At 67.7% G+C, this 15,347-nt stretch carries 16 protein-coding genes; 7 read left to right on the plus strand and 9 right to left on the minus strand.

Going from position 1 to position 15,347, the window contains the following annotated elements; translation table 11 throughout:
• Positions 1 to 52 precede the first annotated feature (52 nt).
• The 4 genes from R2910_00805 to R2910_00820 are packed head-to-tail and all read left to right on the plus strand — an operon-like array spanning position 53 to position 3,303.
• Positions 53 to 658, plus strand: coding sequence for a sigma-70 family RNA polymerase sigma factor (locus R2910_00805; GenBank protein MEZ4411506.1), 606 nt, complete (start codon positions 53 to 55; stop codon positions 656 to 658).
• A gap of 35 nt (positions 659 to 693) precedes the next feature.
• Positions 694 to 1,254, plus strand: coding sequence for a hypothetical protein (locus tag R2910_00810; GenBank protein ID MEZ4411507.1), 561 nt, complete (start codon positions 694 to 696; stop codon positions 1,252 to 1,254).
• The gene (locus tag R2910_00815) at positions 1,241 to 2,446 is read left to right on the plus strand and encodes a hypothetical protein (GenBank protein MEZ4411508.1); all 1,206 of its coding nucleotides are present in this window, start codon (positions 1,241 to 1,243) and stop codon (positions 2,444 to 2,446) included. The genes R2910_00810 and R2910_00815 overlap by 14 nt, the downstream gene beginning before the upstream one ends.
• Before the next feature lie 2 nt (positions 2,447 to 2,448).
• Entirely contained in the window at positions 2,449 to 3,303 is an 855-nt protein-coding gene (locus R2910_00820; protein ID MEZ4411509.1) for a hypothetical protein, read from the plus strand.
• Positions 3,304 to 3,308: 5 nt separating this feature from the next.
• Here R2910_00820 and R2910_00825 read toward each other — a convergent pair whose 3' ends face one another.
• On the minus strand, positions 3,309 to 4,127 hold the full coding sequence (locus tag R2910_00825) for an SAM-dependent chlorinase/fluorinase (protein MEZ4411510.1): 819 nt from the start codon (positions 4,125 to 4,127) through the stop codon (positions 3,309 to 3,311).
• An 11-nt stretch (positions 4,128 to 4,138) separates the two neighbouring features.
• On the opposite strand from R2910_00825, the gene ppk2 reads away from it, so the two are divergent.
• A complete protein-coding gene (ppk2, locus tag R2910_00830; GenBank protein ID MEZ4411511.1) occupies positions 4,139 to 4,948 on the plus strand; it encodes a polyphosphate kinase 2 in 810 nt (269 codons plus the stop codon).
• Entirely contained in the window at positions 4,948 to 6,792 is a 1,845-nt protein-coding gene (locus R2910_00835) for a protein kinase (GenBank protein ID MEZ4411512.1), read from the plus strand. The genes ppk2 and R2910_00835 overlap by 1 nt, the downstream gene beginning before the upstream one ends.
• Before the next feature lie 4 nt (positions 6,793 to 6,796).
• On the opposite strand, the gene R2910_00840 is transcribed toward R2910_00835, so the two are convergent.
• A complete protein-coding gene (locus R2910_00840) occupies positions 6,797 to 7,027 on the minus strand; it encodes a hypothetical protein (GenBank protein MEZ4411513.1) in 231 nt (76 codons plus the stop codon).
• Between the two features lie 93 nt (positions 7,028 to 7,120).
• Between R2910_00840 and R2910_00845 the strand changes: the two genes are divergently transcribed.
• Entirely contained in the window at positions 7,121 to 7,876 is a 756-nt protein-coding gene (locus R2910_00845; protein MEZ4411514.1) for a hypothetical protein, read from the plus strand.
• Between the two features lie 78 nt (positions 7,877 to 7,954).
• Here R2910_00845 and R2910_00850 read toward each other — a convergent pair whose 3' ends face one another.
• From R2910_00850 to guaB, 7 genes are all read right to left on the minus strand, one after another.
• Positions 7,955 to 9,064 (minus strand): Mrp/NBP35 family ATP-binding protein, encoded by a 1,110-nt coding sequence (locus R2910_00850; protein MEZ4411515.1) that lies wholly within the window; start codon positions 9,062 to 9,064, stop codon positions 7,955 to 7,957.
• Positions 9,064 to 9,306 carry a NifU family protein gene (locus R2910_00855; protein MEZ4411516.1) on the minus strand — a complete coding sequence of 81 codons (243 nt, stop codon included), beginning with the start codon at positions 9,304 to 9,306 and terminating at the stop codon, positions 9,064 to 9,066. The genes R2910_00850 and R2910_00855 overlap by 1 nt, the downstream gene beginning before the upstream one ends.
• A 6-nt stretch (positions 9,307 to 9,312) precedes the next feature.
• On the minus strand, positions 9,313 to 10,335 hold the full coding sequence (locus R2910_00860) for a bifunctional oligoribonuclease/PAP phosphatase NrnA (GenBank protein ID MEZ4411517.1): 1,023 nt from the start codon (positions 10,333 to 10,335) through the stop codon (positions 9,313 to 9,315).
• Positions 10,336 to 10,419: 84 nt separating this feature from the next.
• On the minus strand, positions 10,420 to 11,895 hold the full coding sequence (locus tag R2910_00865) for an amino acid permease (protein MEZ4411518.1): 1,476 nt from the start codon (positions 11,893 to 11,895) through the stop codon (positions 10,420 to 10,422).
• Between the two features lie 122 nt (positions 11,896 to 12,017).
• Positions 12,018 to 12,149, minus strand: coding sequence for a hypothetical protein (locus R2910_00870; protein ID MEZ4411519.1), 132 nt, complete (start codon positions 12,147 to 12,149; stop codon positions 12,018 to 12,020).
• The gene (locus R2910_00875) at positions 12,149 to 13,735 is read right to left on the minus strand and encodes a hypothetical protein (GenBank protein ID MEZ4411520.1); all 1,587 of its coding nucleotides are present in this window, start codon (positions 13,733 to 13,735) and stop codon (positions 12,149 to 12,151) included. The genes R2910_00870 and R2910_00875 overlap by 1 nt, the downstream gene beginning before the upstream one ends.
• 71 nt (positions 13,736 to 13,806) lie before the next feature.
• Positions 13,807 to 15,264 carry an IMP dehydrogenase gene (guaB, locus tag R2910_00880; protein ID MEZ4411521.1) on the minus strand — a complete coding sequence of 486 codons (1,458 nt, stop codon included), beginning with the start codon at positions 15,262 to 15,264 and terminating at the stop codon, positions 13,807 to 13,809.
• Positions 15,265 to 15,347 lie beyond the last annotated feature (83 nt).

Raw genomic sequence — 15,347 nt, forward strand, 5'->3', positions numbered from 1 at the left:
GGCGGCCAATCTACCCTTCACGGAAAGCCCACCGCAAGGCGGAGGGAAACCCGTGGCTAAGCCCGGCGTCGACCTGGCGACCATGTCCGATCAGGACGTGGTGCTGGAGGCGCGCGCCGGGCGACAGGCGGCGTACCGTGAATTGGTACGCCGGTATGAACGTCCGATCTTTTCCCTCATCTACCGCATGGTCCGCAATCGCGAGCAGGCGGAGGATCTCTCCCAGGAGACCTTCGTCAAGGCGCTGAACGCGATCGAGTCGTATCGCCCCGAGTACAAGTTCTCCAGCTGGATCTTCAAGATCGCCAACAACGTCTCCATCGACCACCTGCGGCGCCGGGAACTTGACACCCTGTCGCTCGATGGCTCCCCGCATGCCCTGACCCCCGAGGCGATTCAGGCCAGCGCGCTGCAACTGGGAGACCGCCAGGAGACCGCGCTCGAGGAACTCGAGGCGAAGGAGCTCGGCGGCGAGATCGAGGTGGCCATTGCCGCGCTCCGGCCGGAGTATCGCGCCTGCATCCTCCTCCGGCATGTCGAGGGGCGCCCGTATGAAGAAATCGCCACGATGCTCGATCTCCCGTTGGGCACCGTGAAGACATACATCCACCGCGCACGCGGCGAACTCAGGCAAGCACTGGCGCATTTGCGCCAGTGAAACCCCGGGCCCTGCAGGCCCGTAGGAGGGGCGTCATGACGGATCTCATTGCCACCCACCTTACGCCGGACGAGCTCGACGACTGGCTCGCAGGGTCCCTCGCGCGGAATCGCGAGGCCCACTTGCACGGCTGCGCCGACTGCCGGCACCTCGCCGATGCCGACCGCAGGCTGGCGCACCTGCTGGGCACACTCCCGCTGTTCACCCCTGCCGCTGGCTTCAGCGACCGGGTCATGGCGCGGGTCGAGGTGCGGCGCAGGGCCCGTCCGGTGGTCGTTGCCGCGGCGCTTGCCGCCGGCGTGCTCCTGCCGATGGCAGCGAGCGTGGCGTGGAGCCTGGCCAACCCCGATACCCTCTCCCAGCTCCTCCAGGGCGCCGGGCAGGGCGTTGGCGGATTGTGGCTGACGGCGGTCCGTTCCGTTGGTTCCACCCTCCTCGCACAGCCATGGTACCCCTGGGTACGCGGGCTGTTCGAGTCGCCCGCCCGTCTCGGCCTCGTGTTCGGTGCCAATGCCGTCGCCTATGCAGGCGGCGTGCTGGTGCTCCGACGCCTGATGGCCCTGCCGACGCCGCGGGTGGCTCATGCCGAGATCTAAGCTCCCAGCCGTCGCGGCAGGCCTGTTCCTTCTTCTCGGCCCGGCCACGCTCGTTGCCGGACCGGGCCGGATCCAAGCCGCCCACCCCGCACCGCAAGACGTCCCCCCCGCCTCCGATGGTGGCCTGGTCGTTTCACTTCAGAACATATCGTCCACGTCGACGCTCGAACCAATCCTGGCTCAGGCGCTCCGCGACTCGCGGTCACCGGGCTTTGCCCTGACGGTTACGGACGGCATTGCACGGATCGGGAACTACTCGATTGGCTCCGGTGAGTCGCACCAAGGCGATGTCCTCGTCCTGAACGGCAACGCCGACCTGTACGGCAGGCTCTCGGGCAACCTGGTGGCGGTCGATGGCGATATCACGCTGCACCCGGGCTCCTTCGTGTCGGGAAGCGTCCTTGCCTTCGGCGGTGCAGTACATCAGGCGGGAGGACAGGTCACCGGAGACATCAGCACCCTCGGCGCCCTTGTTCCGGTCGGCCAGGATGCGCCCGCCATCGCTCCTGCGTCACCGCTCGTCCTTGCCCTGCGAAACGTCGCGGGGCTCGCCGGCATCTTCCTGACCCTCCTCGCCATCGGTTTCGGACTCGTTCTCTTCGGCAGGCCCAATCTCGAAATCATTTCTGATACCGTCACGCACACCTTCGGCCGCTCCTTTGCCGTCGGCGTGCTGGCACAGGTGCTGGTCCTGCCGACGTTCGGCGTCCTGATTCTCGGGCTCATCCTGAGCGTCGTCGGCATCCTGCTGATCCCCTTCGCGGTGATCGCCTGTGCCCTCCTCGTGGCGGTCGCCGTGCTGGCCGGGTTCCTGGGTGTCACACACGCACTCGGCGAGAAGTACAGGCGACGCCAGCTGGCACAGGGCGCCTTTGGCGCCCCAAACAGCTACCGGCATGTGGCGACCGGATTGGTCGGGATCATCGTGCTGTGGAGCGGATGGGCCGCGTTTGGCTGGGTGCCGGTCCTGGGCTGGATCGCGTTCAGCGCGGCGGCAGTGGTCACCTGGTTCCTGCTGACAGTCGGCATCGGAGCGGCGCTGCTCAGCCGCCTTGGCCTGGCCGGACACTTCGCGGGTCGCTTCATCCCGCCGGAAACCCTCACGGACGAGTATCTCTGGGCCACGCCTCAGTTCGGCGTCCCCGCGGCCCGTCGGCCCGGTCAGCACAAAACCCCGCCACCCGTCCGCTAGCGATGCGCCGATCGCTCCTGTCCGGGCTCCTCCTTGTTGGCCTCGTGGCGGCGACACCCGGCGGGGTCGGTGCCCAGACCCTGAAGCGATTCAGCACCACGCGACAGTTCCACGGCGAAGTGCGCCTGGGGGCCGCGATCGAATTCGCGGGCGGCACGCTCAACGTGGGCGCCGGCGCACCGACGTCCCTGTACGCGATGGACCTCGCCTATGACGCCGCACGATTTCAGCCCGTCTCCAAGTGGGATGATCCCGGCACCGCGGTCACCCTCGGGCTGTCCAGCCTCGACAACGGCAGCATCGGCGTCGGGAACACCACGCAGAACCAGACCGCAGACATCCAGTTCTCTCCGCGAGTCGATCTCGATCTCTCCCTCGCCGTGGGTGCGGCCAAGTCCCGCATCGACCTGGGCGGCCTCCGCCTTTCATCCCTGAAGGTCGAGACCGGGGCCAGCCAGACCGAGGTGCGCTTCTCGACCCAAAATCCCATTCGCTGCACGGCCGCCGTCTTTCGCGCCGGGGTGGCTGAGCTCACGGTCTTCGGCCTCGGCAACAGCCGCTGTGACCGGGTGTCCTTTGAGGGAGGTATGGGGAGCGTGACGCTGGACTATTCCGGGGCGTGGGCAAACAACTCGGTACTGGATGCGACTGTCGCAGTCGGCGGGCTCACTCTCCGGATCCCCCGAGCCGTCGGGGTGACCATCACCACCGACCAGTTCCTGGCTTCGTTTCAGCCGGCGGGATTCACCCGGCAGGGCAACCGGTATGTCTCCTCCAACGACGCCACGGCGAGTCGGCACCTCACCGTGACCCTCGCCACGTCCTTTGGCGGCGTCACGGTCGACTGGTTGGACTGAGGCGCTCAGCCCAGTCGCGCCCGCACCCGTCCGCCGACCCCCAGCCCGATGCGGCGTGCCGCCGAGCCGTCACGCACCGCAATCTCCACCTGACCGCCGGAACCGAGGTAGGCAACCAACTGTCCCGACTCGACGTCGCTGAACGTCCGGCGGAGGGGGCCCACGTCGGCATCCTCCACCTCGAGCACCGCGTAGGGAGGGACTTCCGTGAGGGTCAGATTGGTGACAAGATTGCCGAAGCGATCAACGGAAATGACTTCGCCGACCACCGACTTGCCCTCGTAGAACGGCACCGGGAGCACGAGCAGCACCGGTGCCGTGGGGAGCGGTTCCCCCAGCGTCGTCAGCGGGGCGCCAAGGGCAAGCCCGGCGGCGGCGGGCGAAAAGAGATCGCGCCCGTGAAAGGTGGGGGCGGCATCGGGCGGCGTCCGGATGGCGGTGAGCGGCCCCTCCGCCTGCCCGAAGACGGAGGTGAAGATACCGTTGTCGGGGCCGACGAAGAGGTGGCCCGCGGCGGCAAATGCCAAGGCAGCCCTCCCGGTACCGACGCCGGGATCGACGACCACCAGGTGCACGGTCCCCCGGGGGAATCGATGCCAGGTGCGGTCGAACAGATAGGCCGCCGCATGCACATCACCGGGAGGAATCCCGTGGCTCATGTCGGCGAGCGTGACGCCTGGCGCGCGGGAATACAGGACCCCGCGCATCTCGGCCACATAGGGGTCGGCGGTGCCGAAGTCGGTCAGCAGGGTGATCAATGCCATGGCGGCAATATGGCGGGGAAGCGGGGAAGCGGGGAAGTTGAATTCACGATTTCGTGACACGCGGGGGAACGATGGGCCAGAAGAAGCGGCAGAGGAGCTCGACCAAGCCTGAACTGCGCCGGAAGCCGTACGAGAAGGAACTGAAGCGCCTGCACGTCGAGCTTGTGCACCTGCAGAACTGGGTCCGGACGAAGGGCCTCAAGGTGTGTGTCGTCTTCGAGGGCCGTGACGGCGCCGGCAAGGGGGGCGTCATCAAGGCGATCACCGAGCGGGTGAGTCCCCGCACCTTTCGGGTCGTCGCGCTTCCGGCACCGACAGCGCAGGAGCAGTCCCAGATGTACCTGCAGCGCTACATCGCGCACTTCCCGTCGGCGGGGGAGGTCGTGATCTTCGACCGGAGCTGGTACAACCGGGCGGGCGTCGAGCGGGTGATGGGGTTCTGCACGCGAGGAGAGACCCGCCGGTTTCTCGACGCCGTGCCCGGGGTGGAGAAGCTCATGGTGGAGTCTGGCATCATCCTCATCAAGTACTGGCTCGAGGTGAGCCAGGAGGAGCAGTCGCGGCGCCTGAACGACCGGATCACCGATGGGCGCAAGACCTGGAAGCTTTCGCCGATCGACCTCGCCTCCTATACCCGTTGGGACGACTACACCGAGGCCCGCGATGACATGTTCGCCGCCTCGCACACGGCGTGGGCCCCGTGGCACATCGCGCAATCCGACGACAAGCACCGAGCCCGCCTGAACATCATCAGCCACCTGCTGGCGCAAATCCCCTACAAGAAGGTGAAGCAGGAAACGTTCGTCCTGCCGCGACGCCGGCCGCCGCGCAAGGCCCGTCCGCGGGAGCTGATGGCCACACCGGTGCCGGAGCGGTATTGATGCCGCCACCCCCTGGAGCGGAGCTGCTCGCGCTGCAGGAGGCCGTCGCCGGGCGCTATGCGATCGAGAGAGAGCTCGGGCGAGGCGGGATGGGGATCGTGTTCCTCGCCAGGGACCTGGCCCTCGACCGGCTGGTGGCCATCAAGCTCCTCCCCCCGGCGCTGGCGGCGTCCGCTGACCGGCGCGCCCGCTTCCTGCGCGAGGCCCGAACCGCGGCGCGGCTTTCCCACCCGAACATCGTGCCTATTCACGCCGTCGAGGAGTCGGACGGCCTGGTGTTCTTCGTCATGGGATACGTGGCGGGCGAGACACTCGGCGCGCGCATTCGTCGCCTGGGACGGTTGCCACCCGCCGAAGTGTCGGCGGTGGTGCGCGAAGTCGCGTGGGCGCTCGCCTACGCCCACCGGCAGGGCGTGGTCCACCGCGACGTAAAGCCCGAGAACATCCTGCTGGAGCGCGACGGGGGCCGGGCCATGGTGACCGACTTCGGCATTGCGCAGGTCAGCGGCGACGCCGTCGACACGCCTGACGGACAGGTCGTGGGGACGGCCCGGTCGGTGAGCCCTGAGCAGGCAGCGGGGGAGCCGGTGGACGGCCGGAGCGACCTGTACTCGCTCGGCGTGACCGCCTTCCTGGCGGCGACCGGCGAATGGCCGTTCGAAGGCGAGTCCGCCGCGGCGGTGCTGGCCCAGCACCTGACGCAGCCCGTGCCGCCGGTCCTCGAGCTTCGACCGGATCTCCCGGCACCCCTGGCCCACGCCATCGAGCGCTGTCTGGCGAAGTCACCCGCGGATCGTTTCGCCTCGGGCGAAGAACTGGCTGCGGCGCTTGGCAGCAACCTCCCGGTGCTGGCCACCACGCCGGCACCGGTGGCGCGGGCCGCGCGCGAGCTGCACGACCTCGGCACCGACATGGGTGGATATGGCAGCGTCCTGCTCCTGGTGGCGGCGTCGCTCCTGGCTGGCCCCTTCTTCCGCCCCTTCGGGCTTGATGACGCATTCCTCGGCCTTATGCGGCTCGGCGTTGGACTCGGGATGGTCAGCCTCGCCGGTGTCCGAAAGGCCACGGCGTTTCGTGCCATCCGCGATGCGGTCCGTCGCGGGTATGGCTATGAGGACATCCGGGCGGCCCTGCTCGGCGCCGACGAGGAGCGGGAACCGGTAACGGTTGGGGCAAAGGTCGGAGCGGTAGCTGGGTGGCTCGCGGCATTTACCGCGGCAGGCCTGGCCTGGCTATGGACCGGGAGCGCCGGCAATCAGTGGTGGGACGGATTGCAGATCATCGCTGACCTGGCCGTCATCTTCATTCCGCTGAGCGCCGGGCGCTGGGCGGCCGCTCGGCTGATCGCGCCGACCGCAAAGGGGCCGAGCTGGTGGGACCGCTGGTGGGGAGGACGATTGGGACGGTGGATGGTGCGCTTGGCAGGGGGGCGTGAGTCCCGTGCACTACCGGCTGCCAACGAACCGACCGAAGTGGCTCTCGGGCGAGCCGCAGAGGCGTTGTACGCCGCCCTGCCCGCCGCCGAGCGCCAAGAATTGGCCGAGGTGCCAGAGCTCCTGCGGCAGCTGGAAGGCGACATCCAGGCGCTCAGGCGGCAGGATCAGGCGCTCACCCGCGCGTTGGCCGAGGGGGCTGGACGCCCAGAAGTGGTGCGGGAACTGGAGTCGGCCCGGAAGGCCGGGAGCGCCAAGCTGGCCACGGCCCTCTCGGCGCTCGAGAACCTCCGAATCGACCTGCTCCGCATATCAGCAGGCCAGGCGGCGGGCCCGGGCCTTACCGAGCACCTCGAGGCAGCCCGTCACATCGGCCGGCAAGTGGATGCGCGGATGGACCTGGAGCGCTGAGTCCTCAGGCCTCGTCGTGCTTCATCAACTCGCGGACAATCACCTGGACGGCGGCGAGGGCGCCAACAATCAGGCCGGCGGTCGCCGCCTTCTTGCCCACCCGCTTGGCCTTCTTCGTCTTGGCGCGAACCGACCGCCGGCCTTCGATGGCCATGACCGTCTTTTCCAGGTCCTTCAGCGCCTTCCGGGCTGTTCGGGATCCCTTGTCCGTCAGCTTCCGTGCCTTGCTTCCCATAAAGTCCTCCTTGAGAACGTTCTCCTGTCCTCGGGTGAATGGCTGATCTGGTATTGCCAACTGAGCCTGCCTCCTAAGGATAACAGGTCCCCCGTGGCGGTCGCGGAGGCTGCCCACGGGCTGGCGTGGCTGCCCGCCGACACTATCTTGGCAGGCATGAAGCTCCGGCCCATGCACTCGACGGCAGCCCTGGCGCTGGCCCTGGTGGCGTTTTCCGGCACGGCCGCCGCTCAAGGCACCCTGCCGGCCTCCTGCACGCAAGTCAATTGGCCGACCAGCGGGAGCGTCTACCGGCCATCCGTGATCTTCACGGCGCCCCGGACGCTCATCGCCGATTCCCTCCTGCGCATCCTGCCCACGCACTCGTGGAGCGTGACCGGGACGGGCGCGGAGGTCATCACGCAGGTGCGCCGCCTCTGGGACGTGGACTCCGCCCTGGTGGAGCAGGCGCTCTCCGAGATCATCAGCGACAATCGGGAGTTCTCGGAATTCACCGCCGTCATCGCCGCGCAGGCATATCGCGAGGTGTCCGGCCGGGCGGATCCGCTCCTGAGCGTCTTTACCGAGGGGGGCGAACCGGCGCAGCGCCTCGGCTGGATGCTGACGGCGCTGCGTCCGCCGCTGGACACGCTCGCGCAGGCCCAGGTTTTCGGCTACGCCTGTAACGCCGCCTGGGTCCTGCTGCGTTCGCAGAACGATCCCTTCCTTCGCGCGCGCGCCGCCGAGGACCACGAAGTGTTCTTCAAGTCGGACGAGGAAGGCATCCTGACCGACGCGGCCCGGCTCGTCACCGGCCCGCTGCGCGGCGACACGCAAACGCTCATCCGCCTCACTCGGCCGAAGGACTAGGGCGCAAACGACAAGGGCTTCTCACCGTCGAGAAGCCCTCCATGCTCAGTACCGCCTCCCTCCCCCGCGGCCCCCTGCCTAGCCTCGCAAGATCGGCAACTCCGCCCCGCCCCGCGTCCGGGCCGCGTCCACCACCCGCCCGGCGATCTCCTGCAGGGCCAGCGCCGCCGGGCTCTCCGGGGCCGACACCACGATCGGCTTGCCGCGATCGGCCAGGTCGGCCAGTTGCGCCTGCATCGGGATGCGTCCGAGCACCGGCACGCCGAGTTCGGCGCTGAGCCGGTCGCCGCCGCCGGTGGGGAAGAGATCAGTGTGCTCGCCGCAGTGCGGGCAGGTGAACCCGCTCATGTTCTCCACCAGGCCGAGCACCGGCACGTTCACCTTGTCGAACATCTTTGCGCCGCGGAGCGCGTCGCCGACCGACATCTCCTGCGGCGTCGTCACAATGACGGCGCCGGAGACGTTGGTGGCCTGGACGAGGGAGAGCTGCGCGTCGCCGGTGCCGGGGGGCAGGTCCACCAGGAAGTAGTCGAGGTCGCCCCAATCCACGTCGCGCAGGAACTGGGTAACGATCTTCATGATGATGGGGCCGCGCCAGATGGCCGGCGCGTCCCGCTCCACGATGAAGCCGAGCGACATGAGTTTGACGCCGTGCGCTTCGAGCGGCTTCATCTTGCGGTCCGTCGCATCGAACTGCGGGCGCTCGAAGACGCCAAACATCCGCGGGATGTTCGGTCCGTAGATATCGCCGTCCATCAAACCGACCCGGTGGCCCGCACTGGCGAGTGCAATGGCCAGGTTCGAGGCCACGGTCGACTTCCCCACCCCACCCTTGCCCGACGAGATCGCAATGACCTTGCCGAGATTCGGCAGCGCCATCTGGGCCGGGGGCGGCGGGACCGCCTTGGTAGCGTCGCCCGGCGGCCCGTGCGTCGCACCGGCCGGCCCGGAAGGGTCCTTGATCTGGATCTTGGGGTCGGGCAGGCTGGCGGTGGAAAAGGCCTGCCGAATCTGGCGCACGAGGGTGGCGGGATCCTCCCGGCGGAGAAGGAAGGTGAACGTCGCGCGGCCGTCGTCGCCGATGACGAGCTCCTCCACCATTCCACTGGCCAACAGGTCCTTGCCGGTGCGGGGGTTGGTGATCCCGGTCAGTGCGGCCTTCGCGTCCGAAAGCGGAGTCGACGCCACTAGATGGCCTCCACGGTCTTGACCTCGGGCACCGACTGGCGGAGCCGCACTTCGAGGCCCTGCTTCAGGGTGATCGTGGAGGCGGCGCAGCCATGGCAGGTGCCGCCGAGCCGCACGTAGAGTTTCCCGTCAGCGGCGTCAAAGTCCACCACCTCCACCTGCCCCTTGTGGGAGGCGATGTATGGTCGGAGCGTATCGATCGTCGCCTCGATGCGGGCGAGCATGTCTGTCGTTGTATCCATGGTCCCTCAGTGCGTTCCGTTGCCGCCAAGATACTTGCGCGCAGCTTCGAGTACCGTACCCTGCACCGCCCCCATCGATCCCTCGATCGAGAGCCCCGCCGCCTTGGTGTGGCCACCGCCGCCGAAGGGCTTGGCGAAAGCGGCCACATCCACGTCCCCGACGGAGCGCAGGGAGACCTTGATGCGGCCGGCGGCGATTTCGCGGAAGAGCAGCGCCATCCGCACCCCCGCAATGCTCCGCGGAAATTCCACCACGCCGTCGAGATCGTCGGCGCTCACCCCGAGCCGCTCGAGCGCGCCCGGCGGCACGGTCACCCACGCCAGTCCATGCTCCTGCTCCACCACGAGCGTCTGGAGCGCTTCGGCATAGAGCCGCGGCCGCCCCTCGGGCGCATTGGCGTACACGTCGAGATACATCCGTTCCGGATCCAGGCCGGTCTCCAGCAGTTCGGCGGCAACACGCAGCGTGCGCGGGTGGGTATTGCTGAAGCGAAAGCTCCCGGTATCGGTCATGATGGCGGTGTAGAGCCCCCGGGCGGCCTCCCGTGTCAGCGGCCACTCGTTGGCCCGGCCGATTTCGAACACCAGTTCCCCGGTGGCTGCGGCCGTCGGGTCCACGTAGCGGGGGCCTGGCGGCAACTCCCCCGGGCTCACATGGTGATCGATGCACACCACCGGCACGCCGCGGTCGCGAACCGTGTCGCCCAGCATGCCGAGGCGGCCCAGGTCGGAAATGTCGAGCACGACAATCACATCCGCCCGGCGGAGCTCCTTGATCGCTTCGCGGCTCTTGTCGGCGCCGGGCAGGTGTTCAAAGAGAAAATCAAAACGGGGGGGCGTCGAACTGGGATTGGTCACGACCGCGGTAATCCCCTGCGCCTTGAGGAGGTGCAGGAGCCCGACCTCACTGCCGAGGCCGTCCCCGTCGGGGTTCACGTGGGTGGTGAGGCAGACCCGCTGGCCCGGCATCAGCACGTCGGCGATGGCCTTGGCGGCGTCGGTCTTCTGGGGGGAGAGCGGCAGCTTCATGACGGCAGAAAGATAACCCCCCAAACGGAAGAGGGGAGCAGCACCTGCTGCTCCCCCGCACTCCTCAGACCTCCACGCCTGGCGTCAGGCGTTCAGCTTCGAGTGCCTGCGGCCATAGCCGAAGTAAATCGCGATACCGATGGCCATCCAGATGACGAGCCGCGCCCAGGTATCGACGGGGAGGCCCCACATGAGGTAGACGCACATGCCGACGCCGAGGAGCGGCACCAGGGGCACCAGCGGCGTGCGGAATGGCCGCGGGATGTCCGGATCAGTGTAGCGGAGGACCAGGACGCCGCCGCAGACGATGGCAAAGGCCAACAGGGTCCCGATCGACACCAGCTCGCCGAGGAGGCCGATCGGCAGCAGGCCGGCACAGAGCATGGCCACGGCGCCGGTCATGATGGTCGCGAGCCAGGGCGTCTTGAATTTCGGGTGGACGGCGCTGAACACGGGCGGCAGCAGCCCGTCCTTGGCCATCGTATAGAAGATCCGCGGCTGACCCATCAGCATGACGAGGATGACCGAGGAGAGCCCGGCAATGGCGCCGATCTTGATGAAGGGCCGCAGCCACGCCAGGCCCGGGCCGGCCGCGTTGATGCCGACCGCAATCGGGTCGGGCACGTTGAGTTCCTTGTAGCTCACGATGCCGGTCAGCACCATCGACACGGCGATGTACAGCACGGTACAGATGATCAGCGAGCCGAGGATGCCGATCGGCATGTCGCGTTTCGGGTTCTTGGTCTCCTGGGCCGCCGTGGAGACCGCGTCAAACCCGATGTAGGCGAAGAAGATGACCCCGGCGGCACGCACGATGCCGCTCCAGCCAAAGTGCCCGGGCTCGGTCATGGTCGGGATGAACGGCTCCCAGTTTTCGCGGTTGATGTAGGCCGCGCCGAAGCCGATGAACGCCAGCACCACCGCGAGCTTGACCACGACGATGATGTTGTTGAACCGCGACGACTCCTTGATGCCGATGATCAGGAGGACCGAAATCAGGCCCACGATGACCATGGCCGGGATGTTCAGCACCGCGTCGGGATTGCGGACCCACCCTTCCGTGAACAGGCGCCAGACGTTGAGCCCCGCATCGGGGACCGCATGGTGATCGTACGGCGCCGAAGTATAGGCCGCGGGAATGTTGATCCCCATGTCACGGAGCAGCGAGGTGAAGTACCCCGACCAGCCCACGGCCACCGTCGAGGCGGCGAAGAGGTATTCGAGGATCAGGTCCCACCCGATGATCCAGGCGACGAACTCGCCCATCGTGGCGTACCCATAGGTGTATGCCGACCCCGCAATGGGGATCATCGCGGCGAACTCGGCGTAGCAGAGCCCGGCGAACGCACAGGCCAACCCGGCCAGGAGGAACGAATAGACGATGGCCGGGCCGGCATAGGCCGCGGCGGCCTGCCCCGTCAGGACGAAGATGCCGGCGCCGATGATGGCACCGATGCCCAGCATGACGAGGCCCCCGGCACCCAGGGTGCGCTTGAGGCTGTGATCAGTCGCCAGCTCGGCCTGGAGGGCGGCGACATCCTTACGGCGGAATAGGCTCATCGGGCGCTCCACCTCGGAGGGGACAGTGTTGGGCGAGAACGGCGACGACAATGGGAATGTGTCGTACTGCGGCCGCGCCGACCCGTCGGGTTTCCGCCGGGTCGGTGGCCGGATGGGCTAGTTCAGGGGATGGATCCCGGTGGAGGCAGCTTCTCCTCCTGCGGGGTGGACAACAGCTTGCGGTACGACCAGATGACCAGGCCCAGCACGAAGGTCCAGGCGCCGGCCATGAAGATCAGTGCGGTGGTGTTCATCAGTCCACCTCCTTGCCGTCGAGGACGCGGCGGCGCCAGGCCGCCTTGATGAGCCAGAGTTGGATGAGCAGGATCGCCAGCATCAGGCCGCGGGACGCCCAGCGCACCTTGTGATCGGCCTCGGGAATGTTCTCCATCAGCAGCGTCGGCACCGCTTCCTGGACGGTCCACCAGACCATCATCACGAGGAGGAAGACCGGGGTGATGAAGGTCATCACGAACTTGAAGAAGCGCGGAATCCGGATGCTGGCGCCCTCGTGAATCTCCCGCCACATGTTGTCCGGCCCGAAGACCCACACAAAGAGGATCGTCTCGACCAGCGCCAGGATCACGAGGCCGAAGGTGCCCGCCCAGTAGTCCCACTCTTCCAGGAAGCCCTGCGTGTAGTACACCAGGTGCAGGATGCCGATCAGCAGGGCGATGGCGCCGAGCCCGATGGCGGTCCGCTTGCGCGTCCAGCCGAAGTTCTCCTCGACGAACGAGAGCGCCGGCGTGGCCATGGCCACGGAGGAGGTGATGCCGGCGAAGAACAGGAGGCCGAACCACATGACGCCGGCCACCGTGGTCATCACGGCCCCGCCCGGGAGCTGGTTGAACACCAGCGGCATGGCGATGAAGCCGAGGTCAAAGCTGCCACCCTTGGCGATCGCGGTGGCTCCCGCCACGCCGAAGAAGGCGACGATCGCCGGAATGGCGAGCGAGCCGCCCAGCACCACTTCCGCCGTCTCGTTGGTGGCGGCGGTGGCGATGCCCGAGAGCGCGATGTCGTCCTTCTTGGTCAGGTAGCTGGCGTACGCCTGCAGGGAGCCCATGCCGACCGAGAGCGTGAAGAAGATCTGCCCGGTCGCCGCCAGCCACACCTTCGGGCTGGCCAGCAGGCTCCAGTTTGGTGTGTACATGAAGTTCAGGCCGTCGAGCGGGCTCGACTGCGTGAGGACTCCGTCGATCATGACGTCGTGGGCCCCGAGCGTGAGCACGCGGACGACGAGGATGGCGGCGAAGACGAAGAGGATCGGCATGCCGATCTTGGCCAGCCGCTCGATGCCCGCCGAGATCCCCTTGCTCACCACGTAGAAATTGACGGCAATGGTGGCGAAGAAGAAGGCGAAGGGCGTCCAAAACCCGTGGACGGTCCCGTTGTCCAGGTCCACATACGACTTGAAAAAGGCCTGCATCCCGGCCTGGTCGAGGCCCTGTGTGGCGCCTCGCAGCGACGCCCAGGTCCAGGCGAGGGTCCACGACTCGATGTAGCAGTAGTAGATCAGCACCACCATCGGCATGAAGAGGCCCAGCACGCCCAGGTACTTGGCGATGGGGTTCTTCCAGAGGGTCTGGAACATCCCCGGCACCGAGCCGTGGCCGCGCTGCCCGCCGTGACGACCGACGCCCCACTCAATCCACATCAACGGGATCCCGACCAGCAGGAAGGCAATGAAATAGGGGATCATGAAGGTGCCGCCGCCGTTCTCGACGGCCTGCTTCGGGAACCGCAGGAAGTTGCCAAGACCGACGGCGTTGCCCGCCATGGCCAGGATCAGGCCGATGCGGGAACCCCAGGCTTCGCGGGCTGGTGCGGAGTCGCTCACGAGTGCTCCGAAAAGAGGGAAGGAACGGCCAGGGCGCGGGGCGCCCCGGCATGCAGGTAACGTGCTGGTGATCAGGCGCTGTAGTTCGGCGCCTCGCGGGTGATCTTCACGTCATGGGGGTGGGACTCACGAAGTCCGGCGCTGGTGATTTGAACCATTTCCACGTCGCGCTGCAGTGCGGCGATGTCCGGCACCCCGCAGTAGCCCATGCCGCTCCGCAGGCCGCCAGCCATCTGAAAGATGACATCTCCCACCGGCCCCCGATAGGGGACGCGGCCCTCGATGCCTTCGGGCACCATCTTCGACGGCGCCATTTCGCCCTGCTGAAAGTACCGGTCGGCCGATCCATCCTGCATGGCGGCGAGGCTGCCCATTCCGCGGATGACCTTGAACCGCCGCCCTTCGGCAAGCACCGACTCGCCTGGGCTCTCTTCGGTGCCCGCGAGCATCGCCCCCATCATGCAGCACGCCGCCCCCGATGCCAGCGCCTTGACCACGTCGCCCGAATACTTGATGCCGCCGTCGGCGATGACGGGAATCTCCCCCGCCCCGCGCACCGCGTCCATGATGGCCGTGACCTGCGGCATCCCAACGCCGGTGACGACGCGGGTGGTGCAGATGCTTCCCGGCCCCACCCCGACCTTCACCGCGTCGGCACCCCGCCGCACGATTTCACGGGCACCGGCCTCGGTGGCGACGTTGCCCGCCACCAGCTGGACGTCGGGGAAGGCCTCGCGGAGGATGGCCAGGGTCTGGAGCACCCCTTCGCTGTGGCCGTGTGCCGAGTCGATGACCAGCACGTCGGCGCCGGCGTCGACCAGCGCCTTGGCCCGGATCTTCGCATCGGGCGTCCCACCCACCGCCGCGGCGACCCGAAGTCGGCCATGCTGATCCTTGTTGGCGTCGGGGTGCTGGGCCCGCTTGAAGATGTCCTTGACGGTGATGAGCCCGCGGAGCACGCCCTCGGCGTCCACCACCGGAAGCTTCTCGATCCGGTGCCTGGCCAGGATGCGCTCCGCCGCTTCGAGCGTGGTGCCGACGGGCGCCGTGACGAGGTTCTCCTTCGTCATCGCCTCGTGGATCGGCTGATCGAGGTTGCGCTCGAACTGGAGATCCCGGTTGGTCACGATGCCGATCAGGCGGCCCGCGGCGTCCACGATCGGCACCCCGGAGATCCGGAACCGGCTCATCAGGGCCGACGCCTCGCGCAGTGGCCGGTCGGGCCCCAGGGTGATCGGGTTGAGGATCATCCCGCTCTCACTGCGCTTGACCCGGTCCACCTCGGCGGCCTGCCGCTCGATGGACATGTTCTTGTGCAGCACCCCGATGCCGCCGGCCCGTGCCATGGCAATGGCCATCTCGGACTCCGTAACGGTATCCATGGCGGCGGAAACGAGGGGGACATTGAGGGGGATTGAACGGGTGAAGCGGGAGGTGGTCCGGACGTCGCGCGGGTGGACGGTCGAATGCCGCGGGACGAGTAGCACGTCGTCGAAGGTCAGTCCGACGGAGGGGCGAATGGTAGCCATCAGGTCGGGAACTCCATATGCGTCGCGGCCCACCGTTGGCGCGACGCGCCCGGGGGGCCGGATTGAATCGTGGGGGGTACCAT

It is taken from the genome of Gemmatimonadales bacterium (assembly GCA_041390145.1).
GTDB lineage: Bacteria > Gemmatimonadota > Gemmatimonadetes > Gemmatimonadales > GWC2-71-9 > SPDF01.

Bases quoted from the DNA above. Each gene is read 5' to 3' on its own strand.
- R2910_00810 (MEZ4411507.1), top strand. From the start codon at position 694: ATGACGGATCTCATTGCCACCCACCTTACGCCGGACGAGCTCGACGAC.
- R2910_00820 (MEZ4411509.1), top strand. From the start codon at position 2,449: ATGCGCCGATCGCTCCTGTCCGGGCTCCTCCTTGTTGGCCTCGTGGCG.
- R2910_00870 (MEZ4411519.1), bottom strand. From the start codon at position 12,149: ATGAACACCACCGCACTGATCTTCATGGCCGGCGCCTGGACCTTCGTG.
- R2910_00840 (MEZ4411513.1), bottom strand. From the start codon at position 7,027: ATGGGAAGCAAGGCACGGAAGCTGACGGACAAGGGATCCCGAACAGCC.
- R2910_00855 (MEZ4411516.1), bottom strand. From the start codon at position 9,306: ATGGATACAACGACAGACATGCTCGCCCGCATCGAGGCGACGATCGAT.
- R2910_00865 (MEZ4411518.1), bottom strand. From the start codon at position 11,895: ATGAGCCTATTCCGCCGTAAGGATGTCGCCGCCCTCCAGGCCGAGCTG.
- ppk2 (MEZ4411511.1), top strand. From the start codon at position 4,139: ATGGGCCAGAAGAAGCGGCAGAGGAGCTCGACCAAGCCTGAACTGCGC.
- R2910_00860 (MEZ4411517.1), bottom strand. From the start codon at position 10,335: ATGAAGCTGCCGCTCTCCCCCCAGAAGACCGACGCCGCCAAGGCCATC.
- guaB (MEZ4411521.1), bottom strand. From the start codon at position 15,264: ATGGCTACCATTCGCCCCTCCGTCGGACTGACCTTCGACGACGTGCTA.
- R2910_00815 (MEZ4411508.1), top strand. From the start codon at position 1,241: ATGCCGAGATCTAAGCTCCCAGCCGTCGCGGCAGGCCTGTTCCTTCTT.
- R2910_00835 (MEZ4411512.1), top strand. From the start codon at position 4,948: ATGCCGCCACCCCCTGGAGCGGAGCTGCTCGCGCTGCAGGAGGCCGTC.